Annotated in this window: 23 protein-coding genes; 13 read left to right on the top strand and 10 right to left on the bottom strand. The window is 58.8% G+C overall.

All coding sequences use genetic code 11. The features are described from left to right. The gene (locus tag D5066_RS01160) at nt 1-1,908 is read left to right on the top strand and encodes a DNA topoisomerase III (RefSeq protein ID WP_119914807.1); all 1,908 of its coding nucleotides are present in this window, start codon (nt 1-3) and stop codon (nt 1,906-1,908) included. A gap of 67 nt (nt 1,909-1,975) precedes the next feature. Here the strand turns inward: D5066_RS01160 and gdhA are convergent, their stop codons facing one another. Next, a complete protein-coding gene (gene gdhA / locus D5066_RS01155; protein WP_080327420.1) occupies nt 1,976-3,319 on the bottom strand; it encodes an NADP-specific glutamate dehydrogenase in 1,344 nt (447 codons plus the stop codon). 227 nt (nt 3,320-3,546) lie between these two features. Here gdhA and D5066_RS01150 point away from each other — a divergent pair, with 227 nt between their 5' ends. Then, entirely contained in the window at nt 3,547-3,819 is a 273-nt protein-coding gene (locus D5066_RS01150) for a YnjH family protein (RefSeq protein ID WP_080327419.1), read from the top strand. On the opposite strand, the gene D5066_RS01145 is transcribed toward D5066_RS01150, so the two are convergent. Beyond that, the gene (locus D5066_RS01145; protein WP_119914806.1) at nt 3,779-4,195 is read right to left on the bottom strand and encodes a pyrimidine (deoxy)nucleoside triphosphate diphosphatase; all 417 of its coding nucleotides are present in this window, start codon (nt 4,193-4,195) and stop codon (nt 3,779-3,781) included. The two genes, D5066_RS01150 and D5066_RS01145, sit on opposite strands and share 41 nt — an antisense overlap. Before the next feature lie 75 nt (nt 4,196-4,270). Here D5066_RS01145 and D5066_RS01140 point away from each other — a divergent pair, with 75 nt between their 5' ends. Continuing rightward, nucleotides 4,271-4,840: a carboxymuconolactone decarboxylase family protein gene (locus tag D5066_RS01140; RefSeq protein ID WP_080327417.1), complete on the top strand. Its 570-nt coding sequence runs from the start codon at nt 4,271-4,273 to the stop codon at nt 4,838-4,840. Next, on the top strand, nt 4,833-5,450 hold the full coding sequence (locus D5066_RS01135) for a CDP-alcohol phosphatidyltransferase family protein (protein ID WP_119914805.1): 618 nt from the start codon (nt 4,833-4,835) through the stop codon (nt 5,448-5,450). Before D5066_RS01140 ends, D5066_RS01135 begins: the two co-directional genes overlap by 8 nt. On the opposite strand, the gene D5066_RS01130 is transcribed toward D5066_RS01135, so the two are convergent. The 6 genes from D5066_RS01130 to xthA all read right to left on the bottom strand — a co-directional run bounded on the left by D5066_RS01130 (nt 5,447) and on the right by xthA (nt 11,622). Continuing rightward, on the bottom strand, nt 5,447-6,754 hold the full coding sequence (locus D5066_RS01130) for a rhodanese-like domain-containing protein (protein WP_119914804.1): 1,308 nt from the start codon (nt 6,752-6,754) through the stop codon (nt 5,447-5,449). The genes D5066_RS01135 and D5066_RS01130 overlap by 4 nt on opposite strands. Nucleotides 6,755-6,827: 73 nt before the next feature. Continuing rightward, a complete protein-coding gene (locus D5066_RS01125) occupies nt 6,828-7,448 on the bottom strand; it encodes an ATP-binding cassette domain-containing protein (protein ID WP_119914803.1) in 621 nt (206 codons plus the stop codon). Further along, the gene (locus D5066_RS01120; RefSeq protein ID WP_119914802.1) at nt 7,448-8,977 is read right to left on the bottom strand and encodes an ABC transporter permease family protein; all 1,530 of its coding nucleotides are present in this window, start codon (nt 8,975-8,977) and stop codon (nt 7,448-7,450) included. The genes D5066_RS01125 and D5066_RS01120 overlap by 1 nt, the downstream gene beginning before the upstream one ends. Next, nucleotides 8,950-10,110, bottom strand: coding sequence for an ABC transporter substrate-binding protein (locus D5066_RS01115; protein ID WP_370689481.1), 1,161 nt, complete (start codon nt 10,108-10,110; stop codon nt 8,950-8,952). Before D5066_RS01115 ends, D5066_RS01120 begins: the two co-directional genes overlap by 28 nt. Nucleotides 10,111-10,128: 18 nt before the next feature. Next, entirely contained in the window at nt 10,129-10,809 is a 681-nt protein-coding gene (locus D5066_RS01110) for a TVP38/TMEM64 family protein (RefSeq protein WP_119914800.1), read from the bottom strand. 6 nt (nt 10,810-10,815) lie between these two features. Beyond that, the gene (xthA, locus tag D5066_RS01105) at nt 10,816-11,622 is read right to left on the bottom strand and encodes an exodeoxyribonuclease III (RefSeq protein ID WP_119914799.1); all 807 of its coding nucleotides are present in this window, start codon (nt 11,620-11,622) and stop codon (nt 10,816-10,818) included. A gap of 433 nt (nt 11,623-12,055) precedes the next feature. Between xthA and astC the strand changes: the two genes are divergently transcribed. The 7 genes from astC (at nt 12,056) to ves (ending at nt 19,766) form a co-directional block, all read left to right on the top strand. After that, nucleotides 12,056-13,276 carry a succinylornithine/acetylornithine transaminase gene (astC, locus tag D5066_RS01100; protein ID WP_119914798.1) on the top strand — a complete coding sequence of 407 codons (1,221 nt, stop codon included), beginning with the start codon at nt 12,056-12,058 and terminating at the stop codon, nt 13,274-13,276. Next, nucleotides 13,273-14,307: an arginine N-succinyltransferase gene (astA, locus tag D5066_RS01095; RefSeq protein ID WP_119914797.1), complete on the top strand. Its 1,035-nt coding sequence runs from the start codon at nt 13,273-13,275 to the stop codon at nt 14,305-14,307. Before astC ends, astA begins: the two co-directional genes overlap by 4 nt. Then, nucleotides 14,304-15,791 carry a succinylglutamate-semialdehyde dehydrogenase gene (gene astD / locus D5066_RS01090; protein WP_119914796.1) on the top strand — a complete coding sequence of 496 codons (1,488 nt, stop codon included), beginning with the start codon at nt 14,304-14,306 and terminating at the stop codon, nt 15,789-15,791. The genes astA and astD overlap by 4 nt, the downstream gene beginning before the upstream one ends. Continuing rightward, entirely contained in the window at nt 15,778-17,103 is a 1,326-nt protein-coding gene (astB, locus tag D5066_RS01085; protein WP_119914795.1) for an N-succinylarginine dihydrolase, read from the top strand. Before astD ends, astB begins: the two co-directional genes overlap by 14 nt. Before the next feature lie 10 nt (nt 17,104-17,113). Further along, on the top strand, nt 17,114-18,079 hold the full coding sequence (astE, locus tag D5066_RS01080; protein WP_119914794.1) for a succinylglutamate desuccinylase: 966 nt from the start codon (nt 17,114-17,116) through the stop codon (nt 18,077-18,079). Between the two features lie 337 nt (nt 18,080-18,416). After that, nucleotides 18,417-18,911 (top strand): ATP-independent periplasmic protein-refolding chaperone Spy, encoded by a 495-nt coding sequence (gene spy / locus D5066_RS01075; protein ID WP_028012795.1) that lies wholly within the window; start codon nt 18,417-18,419, stop codon nt 18,909-18,911. Nucleotides 18,912-19,208: 297 nt separating this feature from the next. Further along, nucleotides 19,209-19,766 carry an environmental stress-induced protein Ves gene (gene ves / locus D5066_RS01070; protein WP_119914793.1) on the top strand — a complete coding sequence of 186 codons (558 nt, stop codon included), beginning with the start codon at nt 19,209-19,211 and terminating at the stop codon, nt 19,764-19,766. Here ves and cho read toward each other — a convergent pair. Together cho and nadE are read right to left on the bottom strand one after the other, a co-directional pair. Further along, nucleotides 19,744-20,634 (bottom strand): excinuclease Cho, encoded by an 891-nt coding sequence (gene cho / locus D5066_RS01065; protein ID WP_419179102.1) that lies wholly within the window; start codon nt 20,632-20,634, stop codon nt 19,744-19,746. The genes ves and cho overlap by 23 nt on opposite strands. Before the next feature lie 136 nt (nt 20,635-20,770). Further along, nucleotides 20,771-21,595 carry an NAD(+) synthase gene (gene nadE, locus D5066_RS01060; protein WP_080327404.1) on the bottom strand — a complete coding sequence of 275 codons (825 nt, stop codon included), beginning with the start codon at nt 21,593-21,595 and terminating at the stop codon, nt 20,771-20,773. A 221-nt stretch (nt 21,596-21,816) separates the two neighbouring features. Here nadE and osmE point away from each other — a divergent pair, with 221 nt between their 5' ends. Then, complete coding sequence (gene osmE, locus D5066_RS01055) at nt 21,817-22,161, top strand: osmotically-inducible lipoprotein OsmE (RefSeq protein WP_010430142.1); 345 nt, start codon at nt 21,817-21,819, stop codon at nt 22,159-22,161. Nucleotides 22,162-22,442: 281 nt separating this feature from the next. Next, nucleotides 22,443-22,760 (top strand): PTS N,N'-diacetylchitobiose transporter subunit IIB, encoded by a 318-nt coding sequence (chbB, locus tag D5066_RS01050; RefSeq protein WP_014883474.1) that lies wholly within the window; start codon nt 22,443-22,445, stop codon nt 22,758-22,760. Nucleotides 22,761-22,799 lie beyond the last annotated feature (39 nt).

The following is a 22,799-nucleotide window of genomic DNA, read 5'->3' as shown; positions in this document are numbered from 1 at the left end:
ATGCGGTTGTTTATTGCCGAAAAGCCGAGTCTGGCCCGTGCCATCGCCGATGTGCTGCCTAAACCGCATCGCAAAGGCGACGGCTTTATCGAATGCGGTAACGGGCAGGTAGTCACCTGGTGTATCGGCCACCTGCTTGAGCAGGCGCAGCCGGATGTCTACGACAGCCGCTACGCCCGCTGGAACCTCAACGACCTGCCGATTGTGCCGGAAAAGTGGCGTCTTCAGCCTCGTCCGTCCGTCACCAAACAGCTCAACGTCATTAAGCGTTTTCTGCATGAGGCGACGGAAGTGGTCCACGCGGGTGACCCGGACAGGGAAGGGCAGCTGCTGGTGGATGAAGTGCTGGACTACCTGGAGCTGGCACCCGAAAAGCGTCAGCAGGTGCAGCGCTGTCTGATCAACGATCTCAACCCGCAGGCCGTTGAGCGGGCGATCTCGCGCCTGCGTTCCAACAGCGAGTTTATTCCGCTGTGCGTCTCGGCTTTAGCGCGCGCCCGCGCCGACTGGCTGTACGGCATCAACATGACCCGCGCTTACACCATTCTCGGGCGTAATGCGGGCTATCAGGGCGTACTCTCCGTGGGCCGCGTGCAGACGCCGGTGCTGGGGCTGGTGGTACGCCGTGATGAAGAGATCGAGAACTTCGTCGCCAAAGATTTCTTTGAAGTGAAAGCGCATATCGTCACCCCTAAAGACGAGCGCTTCACGGCCGTCTGGCAGCCGAGCGACGCCTGCGAGTCGTACCAGGATGAAGAGGGTCGTCTGCTCCATCGTCCGCTGGCGGAGCACGTGGTTAACCGCATTACCGGCCAGCCGGCCATCGTTACCAGCTATAACGATAAACGGGAATCAGAACCCGCGCCGCTGCCGTTCTCGCTTTCTGCACTGCAGATTGAGGCGGCAAAAAAGTTTGGCTTGAGCGCACAGAACGTGCTGGATATCTGCCAGAAGCTTTACGAAACCCACAAGCTGATCACCTATCCGCGTTCAGATAGCCACTATCTGCCGGAAGAGCATTTTGCGGGTCGCCATTCAGTGATGAACGCCATTAGCGTCCACGCGCCGGATCTGCTCCCGCAGCCCGTTGTTGATCCGGAGACCCATAATCGCTGCTGGGACGACAAAAAAGTCGATGCCCACCACGCGATTATCCCGACGGCACGCGCCAGCAGCGTCAACCTGACCGACAACGAAGCGAAGGTCTACAACCTGATCGCGCGACAGTATCTGATGCAGTTCTGCCCGGACGCGGTGTTCCGCAAGTGCGTCATTGAGCTTGAGATCGCCAAAGGCAAGTTTGTCGCTAAAGCCCGTTTCCTCGCGGAAGCGGGCTGGCGCACGCTCCTTGGCAACAAAGAGCGTGACGAAGAAAACGACGGCACGCCGCTGCCGGTAGTCGCTAAGGATGACGAACTGCTGTGCGAGAAGGGCGAAGTGGTTGAACGCCAGACCCAGCCGCCGCGCCATTTCACCGACGCGACGCTGCTGTCCGCCATGACCGGGATCGCCCGCTTTGTTCAAGATAAAGATCTGAAGAAGATCCTGCGCGCCACCGACGGTCTGGGCACTGAGGCAACACGTGCAGGGATTATCGAACTGTTGTTTAAGCGCGGTTTCCTGGAGAAAAAGGGCCGCTACATCCACTCAACGGAACCGGGCCGGGCGCTAATCCACTCCCTGCCGGAGCTGGCCGCAAGGCCGGACATGACCGCGCACTGGGAATCGGTGCTGACGCAGATCAGCGAAAAGCAGTGCCGCTATCAGGACTTTATGCAGCCGCTGGTGGGGACGCTTTACCAGCTGATCGACCAGGCGCGCAGCACGCCGGTGAAGCGGTTCCGGGGTATGGTCGCACCCGGTGGCGGGGCGAAGAAACCGTTTAAAAAGAAAAAGAGCGCGGCCTGACACACGGTTTTCTCCCTCTCCCACGGGGAGAGGGCCGGGGTGAGGGCACCCGGCCGCACGATATAACTTAAATCACACCCTGCCCAATCATCGCATCCGCCACCTTCACGAACCCGGCGATGTTGGCGCCGCGCACATAGTTGGTCTGTGACGCCTCGCCGCCGTACTCGACGCAGGCATGGTGAATATCCAGCATGATGTGGTGCAGGCGCGCGTCCACTTTCTCCGCCTTCCAGCCGAGCCGCGCCGCGTTTTGCGCCATCTCCAGGCCGGAGGTCGCCACGCCGCCTGCGTTGGCGGCCTTGCCCGGCGCAAACAGCACGCCCGCTTCCAGGAAAAGATCGGTCGCTTCGATGGTGGTCGGCATATTCGCCCCTTCGGCCACCGCTTTTACGCCGTTGCTAATCAACGTGCGCGCGGCCTCCACGTCCAGTTCGTTTTGCGTGGCGCACGGCAGGGCGATATCCACCGGCACGCCCCACGGCTGTTTGCCTTCCAGATACGTCAGGCCAAACTCCGCGGCATAATCCGCAAGACGGCCGTCGCGGCTGGCTTTGATTTCGCACAGGCGCGCCAGTTTCTCCGCCGTAAAACCCGCTTCATCCACCACCGTGCCTTTTGAGTCTGAGGCCGTCACTACGCGGGCACCAAACTGCATTGCTTTTTCGATAGCGTACTGCGCTACGTTACCGGAGCCGGAGACCGCCACGCGCATCCCTTCAAAACCTAAGCCGTGGCGCTTGAGCATCGCCTCGGTGAAGTAAACCAGGCCGTAGCCGGTCGCCTCCGGGCGGATCAGGCTGCCGCCAAACGATAATCCTTTGCCGGTAAAGACGCAGGCGCTGTTGTTGGAGAGTTTTTTCATCATTCCGGCCATAAAGCCCACTTCGCGGGCTCCCACGCCGATATCACCCGCCGGTACGTCGGTGTCCGGGCCAAGATGGCGATAGAGTTCGGTCATCAGCGCCTGACAGAAACGCATCACTTCGCCTTCGCTTTTGCCTTTCGGGTCGAAATCACTGCCGCCTTTACCGCCGCCCATCGGGAGCGTGGTGAGGGCGTTTTTAAAGGTCTGCTCGAAGCCGAGGAATTTCAGAATCGACAGGTTCACGGACGGATGAAAACGCATGCCGCCCTTAAACGGGCCGATGGCCGAGTTAAACTGCACGCGCCACGCGCGGTTAACCTGCACCTGGTTGCGATCGTCAACCCAGGTCACGCGGAACTGGATCACGCGTTCTGGCTCAACCAGGCGTTCCAGCAGCGACAGTTGACGATAGCGCGGGTTTTCCTCAAGGAAGGGCCAGAGGGTGGTCATCACTTCACGAACGGCCTGCGCAAACTCGCTTTGGTGCGGGTCGCGCTGCTGAACATGGGCAAGGAAACTTTCCAGAGAGCGTGTCTGATCCATAGATATAAGAACCTCTTATAATAATTTCTGATTATGGCTAATGCGATTTGTGTTGTTTTTTTGACTATACCACCCGTACCGCTTTGTGAAGCAAGCAGAAATTCATGCTGAAAAAGAAATTAATGACGCGGGTTGAGTCATAACAAAAAGCGATGGTGCGCGAAATTAAAGATTCTGTCCGATTTACCGTTATAGTCATTATCAGGACATAACAGGAAGAGAAGTCTATGAACCGTTACGTGATGGCCGCGTTATTGTTGATGTTAACCGCTGGCGCGCAGGCTGACCGCATTCGCCCGGATGTGGAAGTGAATGTGCCGCCGGAGGTGTTTAGCTCCAGCGGCCAGCGCGCGCAGCCGTGTAACCAGTGCTGCATCTACCAGGATCAAAACTATTCTGAAGGGGCCGTCGTGAAGGCGGATGGCGTGCTGCTGCAGTGCCAGCGCGATGAGCGTACCATCAGCACGAATCCGCTGGTCTGGCGTCGCGTAAAAGAATAAACGCCTCCAGCAGCGGAATGTCTGCCGGGGCTAAGCTGTAGCCGAACGCCTCTTCCGGCGTACACCACACCAGCGCGCTGTGGTAGTGCGCCGTGAGCTCTCCGCAAAAGGTCGGAACGTGCCAGGCGTGCAGGTTGATCAACCGCTGCGAGACTTCCCGCTGGTGGCTTGCCACGTATTGCGCAGGCTGCGCCTCAATACCCAACTCCTCGCGCAGCTCGCGGATAAGCGCCTCTGGCTGGGTTTCTCCGGCTTCGACTTTCCCGCCTGCAAATTCCCACATACCCGGCTGGTCGGCGTGAGCAGGACGCTGCGCCAGTAAAATGTTGCCGTCTTTTTCGATGATGGCCGCAACGACATCGACTGTTTTTAGCATGGTCGTCAATACTTGATAGCGAAAAACGCCATATTATCGTGCCCTTTCAAAGAGTCCAGCTATCAGGAGTATCAGGTGAAAGAGACGTCCACCTGGGTAGATCCCATCCCAACCCTTCCGGCAAGCGTTAAACCCATTGCCGCGATGCAGCGAAAACACTTTGGCGCGGTGCTTAATCCCACGCGCTGGTGGGGACGCATGCCGCGTCTGTTCTGGCTGGTCGCACTGTTCGTCGGTTTTCTGGAACGGAGAAAAGCGCGCCTGACGCCCGTGATGCGCTCGCTGCTTATGACGCGGGTATCGCAGCTGTGCCACTGTGCTTTCTGTGTTGACGCCAACAGCCTGCGCCTGGCCGAGCGCTGCGGCGCGCTGGATAAAGTTTTGGCCGTGAGCGGCTGGCCTGATTCTGACTTGTTCAGCGAACAGGAGCGCGCGGCGCTGGCCTATGCGGAGGCGGTCACCGCCACGCCGCCCCGGGTGGACGACGCCGTCAAAGCACAATTGAAATGCCACTTTACTGACGACGCTATTACCGAGATGACGGCCCTCATTGCCTTTCAGAATCTCTCCGCCCGCTTTAACGCCGCCCTCGATGTTCCGGCGCAGGGGCTGTGCGCCACGTTTAAGGGGAAGCCTGATGCTTGACCGTCACCTCCACCCGCGGGTAAAGCCCGCGCTGAATCGTCTGGCTTCCTTGCTGGATAAGCCGGGCGTGACGCCCGACGGAGTAACGCTTGCCGGGTTTGCCATTGGCCTGCTGGCGCTGCCGTTCCTGGCCCTCGGCTGGTACCCGGCGGCGCTGGCCGCTATCGTACTGAACCGCCTGCTGGATGGCCTGGACGGCGCGCTGGCGCGTCGGAGAGGGCTGACGGATGCGGGAGGGTTTCTCGATATCGCCCTCGATTTTCTGTTCTATGCCCTGGTGCCGTTTGGCTTTGCGCTGGCTGCACCGGCCGAGAATGCTCTGGCGGCCGCCTGGCTGTTATTCGCGTTTATCGGTACCGGCAGCAGCTTTCTGGCGTTTGCGGCGCTGGCCGCGAAGCACGACATCGACAACCCCGGCTATGCGCACAAGTCGTTTTATTACATCGGTGGGTTAACGGAAGGGACGGAGACCATCGCGCTGTTCGTGCTGTGCTGCCTGTTTCCGGCGCACTTTACGTGGTTCGCATGGGTATTCGGCGCGCTGTGCTGGCTGACCACCACAACGCGCGTCTGGAGCGGCTACGTGACGCTGAAGTCACTCATCTCTTAGAGAGCGCTTTCAGGCCCGCGCTCGCCAGTGGTGACCGGGTTCTGCGGGTGGCTGCTCCATTCATACCAGCCGCCGTCATAGACGGCGACGTGCTTCCAGCCCATCGCCCGGGCGTACATAAAGGCTTCGGACGCCCGCCAGCCGGTGCCGCAGTAAAACGCGACCTGCTGTTCCGGCAGGATTTTCCAGTTTTTCCACTGGGCGGCGATGTCATCAGCGCTGCGCATGGTGCCATCCGGGTTATGGAAGTCTTCCATGTGGGTGGCATCGCTGCCCGCATGGCCCCATCGCGCACCGGCTATTTCACCTTTTGGCTTGATATAGCTGTAGCCGCTGGTTTCGCCGATAAACTCCGGCCACGAACGAATGCTGACCAGGGAGGCATCCTGACGGTGCAGCATCCCGCGTGCCTGCTCCATATCCACCATCAGCTGCGGCTGGCCGGGGATCGGCGCGCCAAAATCAGGGGCAGGTTTCACCTCCCCGGGCATACCGCGTTCAACCGGCAGGTTGGCTGCTGACCATGCCTTCCAGCCGCCATCGAGAATACGGACATCCTTTACCCCCGCGTAGAGCATAATCTGCGCCACGCGCGCGGCGGCGTAAACGTCGCGCCCATACAGAATGACGGTGGTGTCGTGGCGGATCCCGTGCTTCGCAAGCATCGCTTTCAGCTTTTCGTCGGAGACCTTATTCCACAGCGGCTCGCTTTCCACCTCGTTGGTGTCGATGTAGCCCGCGCCGGGAATGTGGTTCAGCAGGTAAAACTTCGGCGCGCCCCAGGCCGCTTCTATGACTTTCCATTCGCCCGTCGGCGCGGCGGTCACCGGTTTGCCCTGCTGGAGCTGGTGGATCCACTGCGGGTAGACCAGCTGTTCAAAGTGCGCCAGGCGCTGAAGGCGGTCCGGCACCTGCAGGGCATCGCTGAGAAGCGAAACATGCTGGAATCCGGCTTTCTCCAGGCGGGCTTTCACCGCAAGGCTATCGCTCTCGTCGCCGTACAGCGCGATGGCCGTCGCAGGCGTAAGCTGATGCTGTCTGGCCCAGAGTGCAATCTGCTCGTCGCTCATCGCGTCCAGCCAGGTGGCAGCCAGGTTGAGCGCGGCGGGTTCGTGCCCGGAGGGGCCGCTGAGCGTTTGCGGCCAGCCGTTATAGAACGCGCTGGGGCGGGTGTCGATTGCCGCGCCATGCTGCGCCTGAAGCTGAGACAGCGTCATCGCGTTGGCCATATCAGCAGCCTGAGAGGAAAAAGAGGCGAGGCCGCAGATCAGGGCCAGCGCGGTCAGTTGAGAAACACGTTTCATCGAATAACCTGACGTCAGTAAAAGAGGGGGGCATTGTCGTCTCTCCCGAAACGGAAAACATTGCGTTAGCACATTATTGCCAGCGAGAGATCTCCATCACCTCGCCGCCGGGTGGAATATCGTCCTCGTCATGGGTGACCAGCACCACCGGAATATTGCGCGCGCGGACGGCGTCAAATACCCATGCCCGGAACGACGTGCGTAACGCTTTATCGAGGCGGCTAAACGGTTCGTCCAGCAACAACGCCTGCGGCTCGGCAAGCAGGGCGCGCAGCAGGCTAACCCGGGCGCGCTCTCCGCCGGAAAGCGTGGCCGGATCGCTGTCGTAATGACCGCTCAGCCCGGCGGAATCCAGCGCCTGCTCGACCGCTTCCCGACGCGCGCGTCCCGCGATCCGCTCAGGCAAGGCCAGCAGCAAATTTTGCCCAACGCTGAACGGGTCAAACAGCAGCGCGTCCTGAAAAAGAATCCCCAGACCGCGGGATTCGACGGGCAAACCGTCGCAGCGGCGTTCGTCGAGCCACAGTTCGCCCCGCGCCTGAAAATCACCTGACAGTGCGCCGACCATCCAGGCAAAGAGGGTTGATTTGCCGCTGCCGGACGGCCCCATCAGAGTGACGATCTCCCCGCGTGGAACGCAAAAATTAACCTCGCGGAAAAGCGGTTCGATGGTGAGATTGCTTACCTTCAGCATTAACGTAATCCTTGACGGAAGCGGCTCGCGAGCCGGGATAGCAGGGCGGCAAGGCCGAATACGACGCCCGTGACCAGCAGTAAACCCAGCGCCCGATTCGCGAGAACCGGGATGCTGCCTCCGCTGCTGAGCGCGACGGTCTCGGTGGTCAGCGTGGCGAAACGCCCCGCGCCCAGCCAGAGCGTCGGCATGTATTGCGCCATGCTGACGGAAAAGCCGGTGGCAAAGGCCAGCAGCGCAGGGCGTACCAGCAGAGGGCATTTCAGCAGGCAGAAAATTTTAGCTCGTCGCCAGCCGAGCGTTCTGGCGGTAAGGATAAGCCGGGGATCGATCCGCCGCCAGGCGGGTTGCAGCACCAGCAGCATCCAGGGTAACACCCACAGCAGATGGCTCCAGAGCACGGCGGCATAATGCCCGTCGAGCCGCAGATGCAGCGCAATCGTATACTGCCCGGTGACGAGCGGCAGTGCCGGAAGGGCGAGGGGTAGCCACACCCACGCTGCGCCGCGCTGCGGCCCCCATTCCAGCCAGAGAACGCTGACAATCAGGGCGATCAGGCTCGAAAGCAGACCGAAGGAGAGGCTGGTCCCCACGGGACCCACGTCGTCCCGCTGCGCCAGCATGAGCAGCACTGCGGCGCACAGGATGCCACATGCGGGCAGAAACCCGCCGAATGCGCGTTCAGGCAGCACGAGATGCGACCTGCGCCGCGTACCTGTCTGGTCCGGAATCGCGCGACGCCAGACCTTCCACAGGCCGTACCCCAGCGCGGCAAGCACGGCCAGCAGAAGAAGGAGAAGCAGGCACAGCAGCGTCCCTTTTGCCTGCTGCTGCGCGTCGCCCTGGCTCAGCCACTGCCAGGCCAGCACGGCCAGTGTGGGCGGGTTGCCGGGCCCGAGAACGATCGCCACGTCCACAACCGACAGCGACCACGCCAGCACCGCCAGCATCACCGCGCCGAGGGCAGGCGCAATCGCTGGCAGGATCAGCCAGCTTAGCGTCTGAAAACGCCCGTAGCCGAAGGTTTGCAGGACGATCTTCTGCTGCGCGAGCCGTTTTTCCGGCAGCACGGCGTAAATGGCCCACAGCACAAACGCGCTCTCTTTGACCGCAAGCGTCAGGCCCAGCCCGGCGCCGTAGCGGTCAAACGGCGGTGAACAGACGGTGCAGATCTGATAAAACAGTCCGCCCTCGGCAAACAGCAGTAATGCGCTGGTGGCGAAGGCCACGTGAGGGACGGCCAGCAGCCACGGCAGGCGCGTACTGAGCCGCCGCCAGCGTTTGCCGGGCCAGAAGAGGGCCACGAGGAAAAGGGCGATAAACAATGCCCCCAGCGTGGCGATAAGCGTTGAGACCAGTGTGGCGATGGCTGCCTGCGGTAGCTGCGGATCGTTCAGCAGCCGCTGCCAGTTCGTCTCGGAAAACGCGGGCGCGAACAGCATGGTGCCAGCGGGCAGGATCGGCAGATAAATCACCGCCATCGCCAGCCAGACAAACCAGCTTAACGGGTGCCGTAACGACGCAGCCATTCCTGCTCCAGCGCGTTCACCCAGGCGGACTGCGGCTCCGGGAGCATTTTCGGTAGCCCCTGCGGCGTATGGGCCTGCAGTTGCTTCGCGTCACCTTCGGGCAGCGTTTTCGCATCCAGCACGCTCGGATCTCCCCAGACTGCCGGGTCAGCCTTACGGATTTGCGCCTGCGGCGACAGCAGGAAATTGGCGACCACTTTCGCGCCTGCGCTCGCGCTGGCGTTGGCCGGAATAGCCACAAAATGAACGTTGCCGAGCATCCCGTCGCGAAAACCAAAACTGTAGCTGTCGGCAGGCAGTTCGCCGCTCGCCACTTTCTGCTGCGCATGGGCCGGGTTGAAGGTCAGCGACAGGTTCAGACTGCCGCTGGCGAGCAGGGTATCCATCCGGGCGGGTGAGGGAGGGAAATCTTTTCCTTCGCGCCACAGCAGCGGGTGCAGTTTATCGAGGTAGGCCCAGAGCGGCGCCGTAACCTGGGCAAACGTATCATCAGGCGCTTTTTGTAACGCCTCGGGATGAGTCGTGAGCGTCAGCAGCAGTTGCTCCAGAAAGGCTGTGCCGGTGAAATCGGGCGGGCGAGGATAGCTGACCTTGCCCGGATGCTGCTGCGCGTAAGCCAGCAGCGCCTGAGGATCCTCCGGCGGCGTCGGCATACTGGCTTTGCGGGCGATAAAGGTCAGCTGTGCGCCGCCCCACGGCGACTCCGCCCCGTCTGTGGGAATAGCAAAATCTTCCGTGACGGGTTTACGGGTATCGACATAACGCCAGTTGGGCAGACTCTGCGCCCATCCGGTTTGCAGCAGGTTCGCCACTTTTAACGTGCGGAAGTTTTCGCCGTTCACCCACAGCAGATCGACGGAGCCGTTGGTCTTACGCCCTGCGGCAGCTTCCGTCTGAATACGTTTGACCGCATCGGCGGCATCTGCCAGCCGGACGATTTTGAGGGTAATGGCATAGTGCGTTTGCATCTCACCGCTGACCCACTCAAGGTAGCGGTTGACCGCCGGATCGCCGCCCCAGGCGTTAAACCAGACAGTCTGGCCTTTGGCCTGCTGTTGAATAGCGTGCCAGCCGTCGGCGGCACAGAGGGGGGCTGCCAGCAGCAGACCGGTCAGGAACGCGCAAAAACGCACACGGCGCATAATGCCTCACTATTTAAACGAAGAGGTGTAACGGGAAAAGAGCCAGCGCGTGGCCAGCGGTAATAACCCCAGTAGTGTAAAGGCGAATGCTATCCCCGGCGACAAAATATCGCGTGGTGATGTTACTTTCCCCAGCTCGCGCCCGGCGTTCAGAAAGATAACCGTCGCGGGCAGCATGGCGACCTGGCTGACCCACCAGTAGCGCCGCACCGTGATGCGGGTCAGTCCCATCAGTAAATTCACCAGGAAAAACGGGAACAGCGGCATCAGGCGCAGGGCAAAAAGATAGCCCGCGCCGTCGCGCGCCATGCCCGCATTTACCGTTGCCATCTGTCGGGCAAACCGCCGCTGAACCCAGTCGCGCAGCAGATACCGGCTGGCGAGCATGGCCAGCGTGGCCCCGAGCGTGGAGGCAAATGAGACCAGCACGGTGCCTTCCCACAGAGCAAAAAGCGCCCCGCCCAGCAGGGTCAGGATCGCCGCACCGGGGATCGACAGGGCGGAAACCGCCACGTACAGCGCAAAAAAGATCAGCGCGCTCCGTAGCGGCGCGTGTTCAACATGGGAGAGTAATGCCTGCTGATGCGTTTTAATTCCGGCCAGAGAGAGCGTACCGGGCGGAAGAAAGAAATATGTCAAAATAAATGCGCCCAGAAGGGCGCACAGGAAGAGTGTTTTTCGCATGTTCACGCGTGATTACAGCTTGAATTTAGCCCATACCGGCGCGTGGTCAGACGGTTTTTCCATGCTGCGGATGTCGTAGTCGATCCCGGTTTCAATGCAGCGCTCCGCCAGCGGCGTGCTGGCCAGCAGCAGATCGATACGCAGGCCACGGTTGTCGTCAAAGCCTTTAGAGCGGTAGTCAAACCAGGAGAAGCGGTCCTGCGTTTCCGGGTTGGCATTACGGAAGGTATCCACGAGTCCCCAGCCCAGCAGGCGCTCCATCCACTCGCGCTCTTCCGGCAGGAAGGAGCATTTGCCGGTGCGCAGCCAGCGCTTGCGGTTCTCTTCGCCGATGCCGATATCCAGATCCGTCGGGCTAATGTTCATGTCGCCCATCATCAGCACCGGGTTCTCTTTTTTCAGTTCGGTCGTCAGGTAGTTCTGCAGATCCTGATAAAACTTCGCTTTGGCCGGGAATTTTGTCTCGTGATCGCGGCTCTCACCCTGCGGGAAATAGCCGTTAATGACCGTAATATTCCCGAGCGCGGAGGGCACTTCCGCCATGATGATGCGACGCTGGGCTTCTTCACCGTCGCCGGGGAAGCCGCGGCGCACGGAGACCGGCGTGTCTTTGGTGAGCAGCGCGACGCCATAGTGACCTTTCTGACCGTGGTAAAAGACGTTGTAGCCGAGTTTCGCCACCTCTTCGAGGGGAAACATGTCGTCGTGAACCTTGGTCTCCTGCAGGCCGATCACATCTGGCTGATGTTGCTCAACAATGGCTTCCAGCTGATGAGGGCGGGCGCGCAGGCCGTTGATATTAAAAGAGACAAATTTCATAGTCGCTGCCAGTGCAAGGTGAATAGTGCATGGATGGTAGCAGAATTTGCGTCAACTGTTACCGGGTTCGACCAATAACTGCGACAGATAATGCCGGTGGTGCAATATTTGCACCATTCTGACCCGCTTCGCCCTCAAACAGGGCGTAAATGGCCGATAAATTTCGCGAGCGATCACAATTCCAGAATTATATTTGGCCTCTGCATACTCTTTCTGATTTTCATGCGGCAAAGCGCCGCTTGCCGTAAAAATATTCACTTTTTATGCATTAACAGTGAATAACTCCATATCGTAACCTCTTGATATTCTGTTACCCCAACCCGTTTATGCATTTTTATCGCTGGCTGGCACGAAGGCTGCAATCTACATTCACAGTGCAAACACTCAATTATTTAACATTCAAATAACCTTTTATTTACCGGATGAGGTCGCTATGTCTCTGTCAATTACGCGTGAAAATTTCGATGAATGGATGATGCCGGTTTACGCTCCGGCGGCTTTTATTCCGGTTCGTGGGGAAGGCTCGCGCCTGTGGGATCAGCAGGGTAAAGAGTATATCGACTTTGCAGGTGGGATTGCGGTCAACGCGCTGGGTCATGCGCACCCGGCGCTGCGTCAGGCGCTGAATGACCAGGCGGCGAAGTTCTGGCATACCGGCAACGGCTTCACCAACGAACCCGCGCTGCGCCTGGCGAAAAAGCTGATTGACGCGACTTTCGCCGAAAAAGTCTTTTTCTGTAACTCCGGGGCAGAGGCCAACGAAGCGGCGTTGAAGCTGGCGCGCAAATATGCCCACGACAAGTTTGGGACGCACAAGAGCGGGATTGTGGCGTTTAAAAATGCCTTCCACGGGCGCACGCTCTTTACCGTGAGCGCGGGCGGCCAGCCTTCTTATTCACAGGATTTCGCTCCGCTGCCACCGGATATTCGCCACGGTATCTATAACGATCTGCAGTCCGCCAGCGAGCTGATTAACGATACCACCTGCGCGGTGATCGTCGAGCCGATGCAGGGCGAGGGCGGTGTGCTTCCGGCGCAAAAGGCCTTCCTGCAGGGGCTGCGCGAGCTGTGCGACCGTCACGACGCGGTCCTGATTTTCGACGAAGTGCAGACCGGCGTGGGCCGCACCGGCGAGCTGTATGCCTATATGCACTACGGCGTCACGCCGGACGTACTCTCCACCGCGAAAGCTTTGGGCGGCGGCTTCCCTATCGGGGCGATGCTGACCACCGATAAATTTGCCAGCGTGATGACCGTCGGCACCCACGGCACGACCTACGGTGGTAACCCGCTGGCGACCGCCGTCGCCGGGCAGGTTCTCGACATCATTAACACCCCTGAGGTGCTGAAGGGCGTTAAGCAGCGTCACGACTGGTTCGTTGAGCGCCTGAACGCCATCAACGGCAAGCTTGGCCTGTTTAAAGAAATTCGCGGCCTGGGGCTGTTGATCGGCTGCGAGCTCACCGCTGAGTTTGCCGGAAAAGCTAAACTTATTTCACAGGAAGGGGCAAAAGCGGGCGTGATGGTGCTGATTGCCGGTGCCAACGTGGTGCGTTTTGCGCCTGCGCTGATCGTCAGCGAGGAAGAGGTGCAAACCGGTCTGGACCGTTTTGCGCTGGCGTGTGAGAAGGTGAAATCCGGGGTGTCATCATGATGGTCATCCGTCCCGTTGAGCGCGGCGATATTGCCGGGCTCATGCAGCTTGCCGGTAAGACGGGAGGCGGGCTGACCTCGCTTCCTGCCGATGAAAAAACGCTGTCGGCGCGCATTGAGCGCGCCCTGCAAACCTGGCAGGGGACGTTGCCAAAAAGCGAACAGGGTTACGTGTTCGTGCTGGAAGACACCGATACGGGGACCGTAGCCGGGATCTGCGCCATCGAAGTGGCCGTCGGGCTTAACGACCCGTGGTACAACTACCGCGTCGGCACCATGGTTCACGCCTCGAAAGAGCTGAACGTCTATAACGCGCTGCCCACGCTGTTTCTCTGTAATGACCACACGGGCGCCAGCGAGCTCTGCACGCTGTTCCTCGACCCGGCGTGGCGCAAAGAGGGCAACGGCTATCTGCTCTCCAAATCGCGCTTTATGTTTATGGCCGCCTTCCGCGATCGCTTTAACGAAAAAGTGGTGGCAGAGATGCGCGGCGTGATCGACGACAAAGGCTACTCGCCTTTCTGGGAGAGCCTGGGCGAGCGCTTCTTCTCGATGGCGTTCAGCCGGGCGGACTATCTCTGCGGCACCGGCCAGAAAGCGTTTATCGCCGAACTGATGCCTAAACATCCTATCTATACCCATTTCTTAACGCCTGAAGCGCAGGCGGTGATCGGTGAAGTCCATCCGCAAACGGCGCCCGCCCGCGCGGTGCTGGAGAAAGAGGGCTTCCGCTACCGGAACTATGTCGACATCTTTGACGGCGGGCCAACGCTTGAATGCGATATCGACCGCGTGCGCGCGATCCGCAAAAGCCGGCTGGTTGAGGTCGCTGAAGGCCAGCCCGCGCCGGGTGACTGGCCGGCATGCCTGGTGGCCAACGAAAATTACGCCAACTTCCGCGCCATGCTGGTGCGTACCAACCCGAAATGTGAACGTCTGGTGCTGACGGCTGCAGAACTGGATGCCCTGAAATGTAACGCCGGCGATACGGTTCGCCTGGTGCGTCTCTGCCCTGAGGAGAAAACAGCATGACATTATGGATTAACGGTGACTGGGTCACGGGCGAAGGCGAACAGCGCACAAAGACCAACCCGGTAGGGAAAGAAATTCTGTGGAAGGGGAATGACGCCAGCGCTGCGCAGGTAGAACAAGCCTGCCAGGCCGCGCGCCGCGCGTTTCCGGCATGGGCAAAACGGCCTTTCGCCGAGCGCCAGGCGATTGTTGAAAAATCTGCCGGGCTGCTGGAGGCGAACAAGGCCGGGCTGACGCGCATCATCGCGTCCGAAACCAGCAAACCGCGCTGGGAAGCGGCCACTGAAGTGACGGCGATGATCAATAAGATCGCTATTTCGGTCAAGGCGTACCACGTCCGTACCGGCGAGCAGCATACCGACATGCCGGACGGCTCGGCCACGCTGCGCCACCGCCCGCACGGCGTGCTGGCGGTGTTTGGCCCGTACAATTTCCCGGGACACCTGCCGAACGGTCACATTGTGCCCGCGCTGCTGGCGGGCAATACCGTCATCTTCAAACCGAGTGAGCTAACGCCATTTACCGGCGAGGCGGTGGTGAAGCTGTGGGAGCAGGCCGGACTGCCGCCGGGCGTGCTGAACCTGGTGCAGGGCGGACGTGAAACCGGTCAGGCGCTGAGCGCGCTGAACGATATCGACGGCCTGCTGTTTACCGGCAGCGCCGGAACGGGCTATCAGTTGCACCGCCAGCTGGCAGGGCAGCCGGAGAAAATTCTGGCGCTGGAGATGGGCGGCAACAACCCGCTGATTGTGGAAGATCCTGATGATATCGACGCTGCGGTGCACCTGACGATCCAGTCCGCCTTTATTACCGCCGGACAGCGCTGCACCTGTGCTCGCCGCCTGCTGGTCAAGCGCGGCGCGCAGGGGGATGCCTTCCTGAAGCGTCTGGTGGAGGTGAGCGCGCGTCTGGTGCCTGGCGCGTGGGATGCCGACCCGCAGCCGTTTATCGGCGGGCTGATCTCCGAACAGGCCGCGCTGAACGTGCTTAAAGCCTGGCAGGATCACGTTGCGCGCGGGGCGAAAACCCTGCTGGAGCCAAAGCAGGTTCAGCCGGGGACGTCCCTGTTGACGCCGGGCATCATTGAGATGAGCGGTGCGAGCAACGTGCCGGATGAAGAGGTCTTTGGCCCGCTGCTGTGCGTCTGGCGTTATGACGATTTTGATGCGGCTATTGCGATGGCGAATAACACCCGCTACGGCCTGTCGAGCGGGCTGATATCGCCGCATCGCGAGAAGTTTGAACAACTGCTGCTGGAAGCGCGCGCCGGGATTGTGAACTGGAATAAACCGCTGACCGGGGCCGCGAGCACCGCGCCGTTCGGCGGCGTGGGCGCGTCGGGCAACCATCGCGCCAGCGCGTGGTATGCCGCCGATTACTGCGCGTGGCCGATGGCGAGCCTGGAAACCCCGGCGCTGACGCTGCCGGAGACGCTTAATCCGGGGCTCGATTTTACGAAGGGAGAAGGCCATGAAAGCGCGTGAAGTCAACTTTGACGGGCTGGTGGGGCTGACGCACCACTATGCCGGTCTCTCCTTTGGGAATGAAGCCTCGACGAAGCACCGCTTTCAGGTCTCTAACCCGAAGCTGGCGGCGAAGCAGGGGCTGTTGAAGATGAAAGCGCTGGCGGATGCCGGTTTCCCGCAGGCGGTGATCCCGCCGCAGGAACGCCCGAACGTGGCGGTATTACGTCAGCTCGGTTTCACCGGTAGCGATGAGCAGGTGGTTGAAAAAGCGGGTACGCAAACGCCACACCTGCTCTCCGCCGCAAGCTCTGCCTCCTCTATGTGGGTGGCAAACGCCGCGACCGTTGCACCGTCAGCCGACACGCTGGATGGCAAAGTTCATCTGACGGTGGCGAACCTGAATAATAAATTTCACCGCGCCACCGAAGCGGAGACCACCGAGCGCGTACTGCGCGCCATTTTCAAGCATGACGCCCATTTTGAGGTGCATCAGGCCCTGCCGCAGGTGGCGATGTTTGGCGACGAAGGCGCGGCCAACCATAACCGTCTGGGGGGCGATTACGGCGATCCTGCCGTGCAGCTGTTTATCTACGGGCGGGAAGAGGGAGGCCACACCGCGCCAACCCGTTATCCTGCGCGTCAGACGCTGGCAGCCAGCCAGGCGGTTGCGCGCCTGAACCAGGTTAATCCGTCACAGGTGGTTTTTGCCCAACAGAACCCGCACGTGATCGACCAGGGCGTGTTCCACAACGACGTGATCGCCGTCTCCAACCGCCAGGTGCTGTTCTGCCATGAGCAGGCCTTTGCCCAGCAGGAGAGGCTGCTCGCCACGCTGCGCGAACGCGTGCCCGGCTTTATGCCGATCCAGGTGCCAACGCAGGCGGTCAGCGTGCAGGACGCGGTCGAAACCTATCTGTTCAACAGTCAGCTGCTGAGCCGTGACGATGGCAGCATGATGCTGGTGCTGCCGCAGGAGTCCCGGGAGCATCAGGGCGTGTGGCGCTATCTGAGTGAACTGGTGAAGGCCGATAACCCAATTGACGAGCTGCGCGTGTTTGACCTGCGTGAAAGTATGGCCAACGGCGGTGGTCCCGCCTGTCTGCGCCTGCGCGTGGTACTTACGCCAGACGAAATGCAGGCCGTTAACCCGGCAGTGATGATGAATGAGACGCTGTTTAACACCCTGAACGACTGGGTGGATCGCTACTATCGCGACCGGTTAACGCAGGCTGACCTGATTGACCCGCAGCTGCTGCGTGAAGGGCGCGAGGCGCTGGATGCATTATCGACAATCCTGCAGCTGGGATCGGTTTACCCGTTCCAGCGCTAAAGGAGTGAATATGGAAAATTTACTGGCGCTGACTCTGGCAGACGAAACGCCCGAACAGAGCGAGGGGGATGGCCCCTCGTTTCGCTGGCGGTGGCTGGGGCGCGGGGTGCTTGAGATGACGCCGACGGCCAGCAGCGCGTTATCGCTGCTGCTTTCCACGGGGATCCATGGCAATGAAACCGCACCCGTTGAGATCGTCGATGGGCTGCTGGGCGCGTTATATCGCGGCGAAATCACGCTTGCGTGCCGCGTGCTGGTGGTGCTTGGCAACCCGCCTGCGCTGGCGCAAAACAAACGGTACCTGGTGAGCGACATTAACCGCATGTTCGGCGGCCGCTGGTCGCAGTTTCCTCAGAGCGACGAAACGGCGCGGGCAGCGTGGCTGGAGACCGTTGTGACCACTTTTTTTGCCGCGGCGGGCCCGGCGCGCTGGCATCTTGATCTGCATACGGCGATCCGCGCTTCTTACCATGTCCGCTTCGGCGTTCTGCCGCAGCGTAATCAGCCGTGGGATGAAGCGTTTCTGAGCTGGCTGGGGGATGCCGGGCTGGAGGCGCTGGTATTTCATCAGTCGCCGGGGGGGACCTTTACTCACTTCACTTGCGAACGTTTTGGCGCGCTGGCCTGTACGCTGGAGCTGGGAAAAGCGCTCCCGTTTGGTCAGAACGATCTGACCCGCTTTGCGCCAACGCATCTTGCGCTTCGGGCGCTGCTGGGCGGCACAGCGCCAGAGCACGCGAAGGAAGCCGTCGTGCGTTATCGCGTTGTGCAGCAAATTACCCGCCGCAGCGAGGCTTTCCAGCTTCACATGGCCGCGCACACCCTGAACTTCACCCCGTTCCGCAAAGGGGCGTTGCTGGCGGAGGATGGTGATGAGCGCTATGAGGTGCAGAAAACTACCGAATATGTATTATTCCCCAATCCCTCCGTAGCGTTTGGCCTGCGAGCCGGCCTGATGCTGGAAAAAATCATCTGAACGTTTCCCCTCTCATCATCGGAGAGGGGAAGTTAAAATCTTTTCTTAGCGATTAAAGCGTTCCGATTTCTTTTACGGAATATTCCTGGCAAATTGCTTTATTATTCATCGTCACTTCATTATACTTCTGCTAAATCTCTTTAAAATCATCGCATTGAATATTTTTTGTTGCAACTCTCCACGCTTTATCCTTATTTCCTCCACATTTGGCGAAAAATTGTTTTTTACACTTTCATTGTTTTACCGTTGCTCTGACTAATTGACGATAAACCCCGTAAAGTTAATCTCGTCAACACGGCATAGCGCCGAAGAATAACTGAAAGAAAGGAAATAAATTATGCGTAAGTTTACTGCACTGTTTGTTGCTTCTACCCTGGCTCTGGGCGCTACCAGCATGGCGTTCGCCGCAGATACCGCAACCACCACCGCTGCGCCAGCTGAAGGCAAAATGATGATGCATCATAAAGGCAAGCCGGGTATGCACCATGAAATGATGATGTTTAAAGATCTGAACCTGACGGACGCGCAGAAGCAGCAGATCCGCGACATCATGAAAAGCCAGCGTGACCAGATGAAGCGTCCTCCGCTGGAAGAGCGCCGCGCGATGCATGACATCATTGCCAGCGACAGCTTCGATAAGGCAAAAGCCGAAGCGCAGATCGACAAAATGGCCGAGCAGCATAAAGCACGCATGCTGGCCCACATGGAAACCCAGAATAAGATCTACAACATTCTGACCCCGGAACAGAAAAAACAGTTTAATGCCAATTTTGAGAAGCGTCTGACAGAACGTCCGGCGATGGAAGGTAAAATGCCAGCACCAACCGAATAATCGGTTCAACATCTTAAGACCGCCGGGATCCTGTCCACAAAAGCGTAATCGCTGTGGACAGGACCGGCGGTTTTTCTTTCCTGCCCTCTTGCCTGCCGCCGCCAGCGCGGTATTCTCCTGTAGTCGCTTCAGAGAATGTTTGTAGAGTCATAACGTTAGAATTTTTATTAACGTTCCGCTAAGGCCTGTCCGCTCTGCTGCCGATACTGTGTCTGTGAGTCCCTGACGATAACAAACAAGACAGCAAGGATAGCAATATCCTTGCCCTGGCACGGATTGTGCCATTCAGGAGTGGTAATGGAGTTCTTTGATATCCGTAAGATGCCGGTCAGCCTCTGGCGCAATGGTGCTGGCGAAACGCGAGAAATTTGCTGTATCCCTCCCGCGACGCGCGATTTTTGCTGGCGCGCCAGCATTGCGACCATCGCCAGCAACGGCGAATTCTCCTCGTTTCCCGGTGTCGACCGGGTCATTACCCTGCTGGAAGGCGGAGAGGTGACGCTGGATGCCGGTCAGGCGTTCTGCCATACCCTGAAGCAGCATCAGCCTTACAGCTTCGCCGGTGATTTGCCGGTCAAGGCGCTGCTTTCCGATGGCAGGATGGCGATGGACTTCAACATCATGACCCGGCGCGACTGCTGTCAGGCGAAAGTGCGGGTTGCTGACCGTACCTTTACCACCTTTGGCTCGCGCGGGGGCGTGGTGTTTGTGTTAAGCGGCGCATGGCAGCTGGGGGATAAACTGCTGACGGTCGATCAGGGCGCCAGTTGGGAAGAGGGTGCCCATACGCTGCGTCTGCTGGAGGCTCAGGGTACCTTATTGTTCAGCGAAATCACGTGGCTGCCGGGTCATTGAGCACTATGATCTCAAACTTTCCGGCCAGGACCGGTTTACAGAGGATTTTGTAGCCATCGTGGTCAAATCCGGCTGGCGTGCGCAGCAGGGTAGCCGCGTCGCTGATGTCGTCGACGGCGCCCAGCCAGAGCCAGTTGTTGACGATGTGATACTGGGTCATTGCCTCGCCCACTTCTTTTAGCGCAACGGCGCTTTCCCACGGCCAGCAGTTCACGCTGATGGCCGCCAGACCGCTAAGGAGCCTGACGTGATGCGCCGCAACGCTCTCTTTCCCGCAGCAGGCACCGGCGCAGCGCTTCAGCGCGGATCGAAAACAGGCGCGTCCGCGGGTGGTTGCCTCCAGACCCAAAAGGCTATAGCAAAGCTGTCGCTCGTCTGCCAGCGTCTGCAGCGCCTGGAGTGCGGCACGCTTATTGGCGAACAGCCCGTAAAGATTCGGGGCGTGGGAGAAATCGACTTCGCGGGCGTAGACGACCTGCGGCTTGCCGTCGTTGATCTGCAGGGAGCAGAGCTGTCGGTTGCGGCGCAGACGCTTATTGAACAGCGGCTGCTGCTCTTTTATCAGCCGGGCTTCCAGCAACAGTGCGCCCATTTCTCCCGCCGTCTGGAACCAGGTAATGCGTCGCGACTGGCGCAGCATAGCGGCCTCGTCCGGGGTACGCAGATGGGATAACACCCGGCTGCGAATATTGACGCTTTTGCCGATATAGAGCGGCAGGGTGTCGCTTTCACCGTGAAAGATGTACACGCCCGGCTGTTTGGGCAGTGCCTCAAGCCAGGGGCGAAGGTGCTCGGGATATTCGTAGATTGCCGCCGCTTCAAACTCAAGACGCGGGGCGGATTGACGCCTGCTCACATACTGCTCCATATACTGTTCAGGTATACAGTGTAGCAGGAGTGTGGTGGTTAAAAAAGAGCCGGGTGGCGGCTACGCCTCACCCTAACCCTCTCCCCTTTGGGGAGAGGGGAATGTCCACTGCTCGCATAAATTTGTGGAGATGCGTTTATTTCCAGAAATCGTCAAACACCGTAATTGGCGTGTGGCGCTTGTGCTCGGTTTTGAGGTACCAGCCCTCGATAATTTTCGCGGTACCTTCATCCAGCGTTTTGCCTTCGAGATAATCATCTATGTTGTCATAGGTAACGCCAAGGGCCGCTTCATCCGGCAGAGAAGGGCGATCGTCTTCCAGATCCGCTGTCGGCGCTTTCTTATACAGATGCTCAGGGCAGCCCAGCGCGGCCAGCAGTTGCTTGCCCTGGCGCTTGTTGAGACGGAAAATCGGGTTAATGTCGGTGCCACCGTCGCCGTATTTGGTGAAGAAACCGGTGATCGCCTCTGCCGCATGGTCGGTACCGACGACAACGCCTTTGGTCATTCCGGCGATGCTGTACTGCGCTTTCATGCGCTCGCGGGCTTTCTCGTTGCCGCGAACAAAATCGCTGAGCTCAATGCCCGCTTCGCGAAGTGCCTGCTCGCTTGCCAGCACCGATGCCTTAATATTCACGGTCAGCACGCGGTCTGGCTGGATGAACGTGATGGCATCCTGGCAATCCTGTTCGTCCGCCTGTACACCATAAGGCAGACGCACGGCGATAAACTGCAGTGTCTCATCGCCCGTCTCTTCGCGAAGCTCAGAAATCGCCATCTGGCACAGTTTGCCAGTCAGGGTCGAGTCCTGCCCGCCGCTGATGCCCAGCACCAGGGATTTCAGGAAAGCGTTCTTTTTTAAGTACGACTTTAAAAAATCCACGCTGCGGCGGATCTCTTCCTGTGCATCTATCGCAGGCTTCGCGCCCAGCGCCTGAATAATCTCTTGTTGCAGAGTCATCACGCTCTCCATAAACAGAATGTGTTAACTGTTAAAACTAACCCTTTGGGCGGAAAACGACAAGGATCACAGTTTCGAGTGCGCTAATTTACGGCGATTTAGCAGGTTATCGTTGTTTTATTAGAATTTTCCGAAATTCGTCTGGCGTAATTCACAAAGTTGAACAATAGTACTTTTTATCCCATGCTTAGATAACACGCTGATAAACAAGAGGACGGAATATGAACAAGAACGTAGCAGGAATTCTTAGCGCAGCGGCGGTACTGACGATGCTGGCAGGGTGTACGGCTTACGATCGCACCAAGGATCAGTTTACCCAGCCCGTGGTTAAAGATGTCAAAAAAGGCATGACCCGTTCGCAGGTGGCTGCGATTGCCGGTAAACCTTCTTCCGAAGTGACCATGATCCATGCGAAGGGAACCTGTCAGACCTACATCCTGGGTCAACGTGATGGTAAGGCTGAAACCTACTTTGTTGCCCTGGATGATACCGGACATGTGATTAACTCCGGCTATCAGACCTGTGCTGAATACGACACCGACCCGCAGGCACCTAAGGCGCAGTAACCCTGCTTGCCTGATGATGTTAACAAGCCGGCCTTTGGGCCGGTTTTTTTATGCATACGTAAATCTTATTTCTTTGCGCGAATTATTTACCCGAAATGTGAAGGTAGTCAACAAGCCAGGTCAATGAGAGACAATTTGGGTCTGTTCAGAATTATCCCCTGTCTGTACCATTGCGTATACTCACTCTAACGATAAACAACAGTAAGCAAGCTACCTGTCTGCCGGGACAGCGAGTCGAGTGATAGCGCGACGGCAGGTAGTCATACAAGAGGGAAATTATGATGGAAAAGAAACATATCTACCTGTTCTGCTCAGCGGGCATGTCAACCTCGCTTCTGGTGTCAAAGATGCGTGCGCAGGCTGAAAAGTATGAAGTCCCTGTGGTGATTGAAGCGTTTCCAGAGACGCTGGCGGGTGAAAAAGGCCAGAAAGCGGATGTTGTTTTACTGGGACCGCAAATTGCCTATATGTTGCCCGAAATTCAACGACTGCTACCGAATAAACCGGTCGAAGTGATCGACTCGGGGCTGTACGGCAAGATTGATGGTTTAGGTGTACTTAAAGCTGCTGTGGCAGCAATTAAAAAAGCTGCTAATTAATTTTTATTTTTCCCGTCAAAGAGTTATTTCACACACAAT

The organism is Enterobacter chuandaensis, from assembly GCF_003594915.1.
GTDB classification, from domain to species: domain Bacteria; phylum Pseudomonadota; class Gammaproteobacteria; order Enterobacterales; family Enterobacteriaceae; genus Enterobacter; species Enterobacter chuandaensis.
Note: the sequence above shows the minus strand (reverse complement) of the source record. Positions and strands in the feature narration are given on the sequence as shown.

What these genes read in the sequence shown, in the direction of transcription:
- D5066_RS01125 (WP_119914803.1), bottom strand. Translation starts at nt 7,448, where the DNA reads ATGCTGAAGGTAAGCAATCTCACCATCGAACCGCTTTTCCGCGAGGTT.
- D5066_RS01150 (WP_080327419.1), top strand. Translation starts at nt 3,547, where the DNA reads ATGAACCGTTACGTGATGGCCGCGTTATTGTTGATGTTAACCGCTGGC.
- spy (WP_028012795.1), top strand. Translation starts at nt 18,417, where the DNA reads ATGCGTAAGTTTACTGCACTGTTTGTTGCTTCTACCCTGGCTCTGGGC.
- astE (WP_119914794.1), top strand. Translation starts at nt 17,114, where the DNA reads ATGGAAAATTTACTGGCGCTGACTCTGGCAGACGAAACGCCCGAACAG.
- ves (WP_119914793.1), top strand. Translation starts at nt 19,209, where the DNA reads ATGGAGTTCTTTGATATCCGTAAGATGCCGGTCAGCCTCTGGCGCAAT.
- D5066_RS01145 (WP_119914806.1), bottom strand. Translation starts at nt 4,195, where the DNA reads ATGCTAAAAACAGTCGATGTCGTTGCGGCCATCATCGAAAAAGACGGC.
- astD (WP_119914796.1), top strand. Translation starts at nt 14,304, where the DNA reads ATGACATTATGGATTAACGGTGACTGGGTCACGGGCGAAGGCGAACAG.
- astC (WP_119914798.1), top strand. Translation starts at nt 12,056, where the DNA reads ATGTCTCTGTCAATTACGCGTGAAAATTTCGATGAATGGATGATGCCG.
- D5066_RS01160 (WP_119914807.1), top strand. Translation starts at nt 1, where the DNA reads ATGCGGTTGTTTATTGCCGAAAAGCCGAGTCTGGCCCGTGCCATCGCC.
- cho (WP_419179102.1), bottom strand. Translation starts at nt 20,634, where the DNA reads ATGGAGCAGTATGTGAGCAGGCGTCAATCCGCCCCGCGTCTTGAGTTT.
- gdhA (WP_080327420.1), bottom strand. Translation starts at nt 3,319, where the DNA reads ATGGATCAGACACGCTCTCTGGAAAGTTTCCTTGCCCATGTTCAGCAG.
- D5066_RS01130 (WP_119914804.1), bottom strand. Translation starts at nt 6,754, where the DNA reads ATGAAACGTGTTTCTCAACTGACCGCGCTGGCCCTGATCTGCGGCCTC.
- nadE (WP_080327404.1), bottom strand. Translation starts at nt 21,595, where the DNA reads ATGACTCTGCAACAAGAGATTATTCAGGCGCTGGGCGCGAAGCCTGCG.
- xthA (WP_119914799.1), bottom strand. Translation starts at nt 11,622, where the DNA reads ATGAAATTTGTCTCTTTTAATATCAACGGCCTGCGCGCCCGCCCTCAT.
- D5066_RS01135 (WP_119914805.1), top strand. Translation starts at nt 4,833, where the DNA reads ATGCTTGACCGTCACCTCCACCCGCGGGTAAAGCCCGCGCTGAATCGT.
- chbB (WP_014883474.1), top strand. Translation starts at nt 22,443, where the DNA reads ATGGAAAAGAAACATATCTACCTGTTCTGCTCAGCGGGCATGTCAACC.
- osmE (WP_010430142.1), top strand. Translation starts at nt 21,817, where the DNA reads ATGAACAAGAACGTAGCAGGAATTCTTAGCGCAGCGGCGGTACTGACG.
- astB (WP_119914795.1), top strand. Translation starts at nt 15,778, where the DNA reads ATGAAAGCGCGTGAAGTCAACTTTGACGGGCTGGTGGGGCTGACGCAC.
- D5066_RS01120 (WP_119914802.1), bottom strand. Translation starts at nt 8,977, where the DNA reads ATGGCTGCGTCGTTACGGCACCCGTTAAGCTGGTTTGTCTGGCTGGCG.
- astA (WP_119914797.1), top strand. Translation starts at nt 13,273, where the DNA reads ATGATGGTCATCCGTCCCGTTGAGCGCGGCGATATTGCCGGGCTCATG.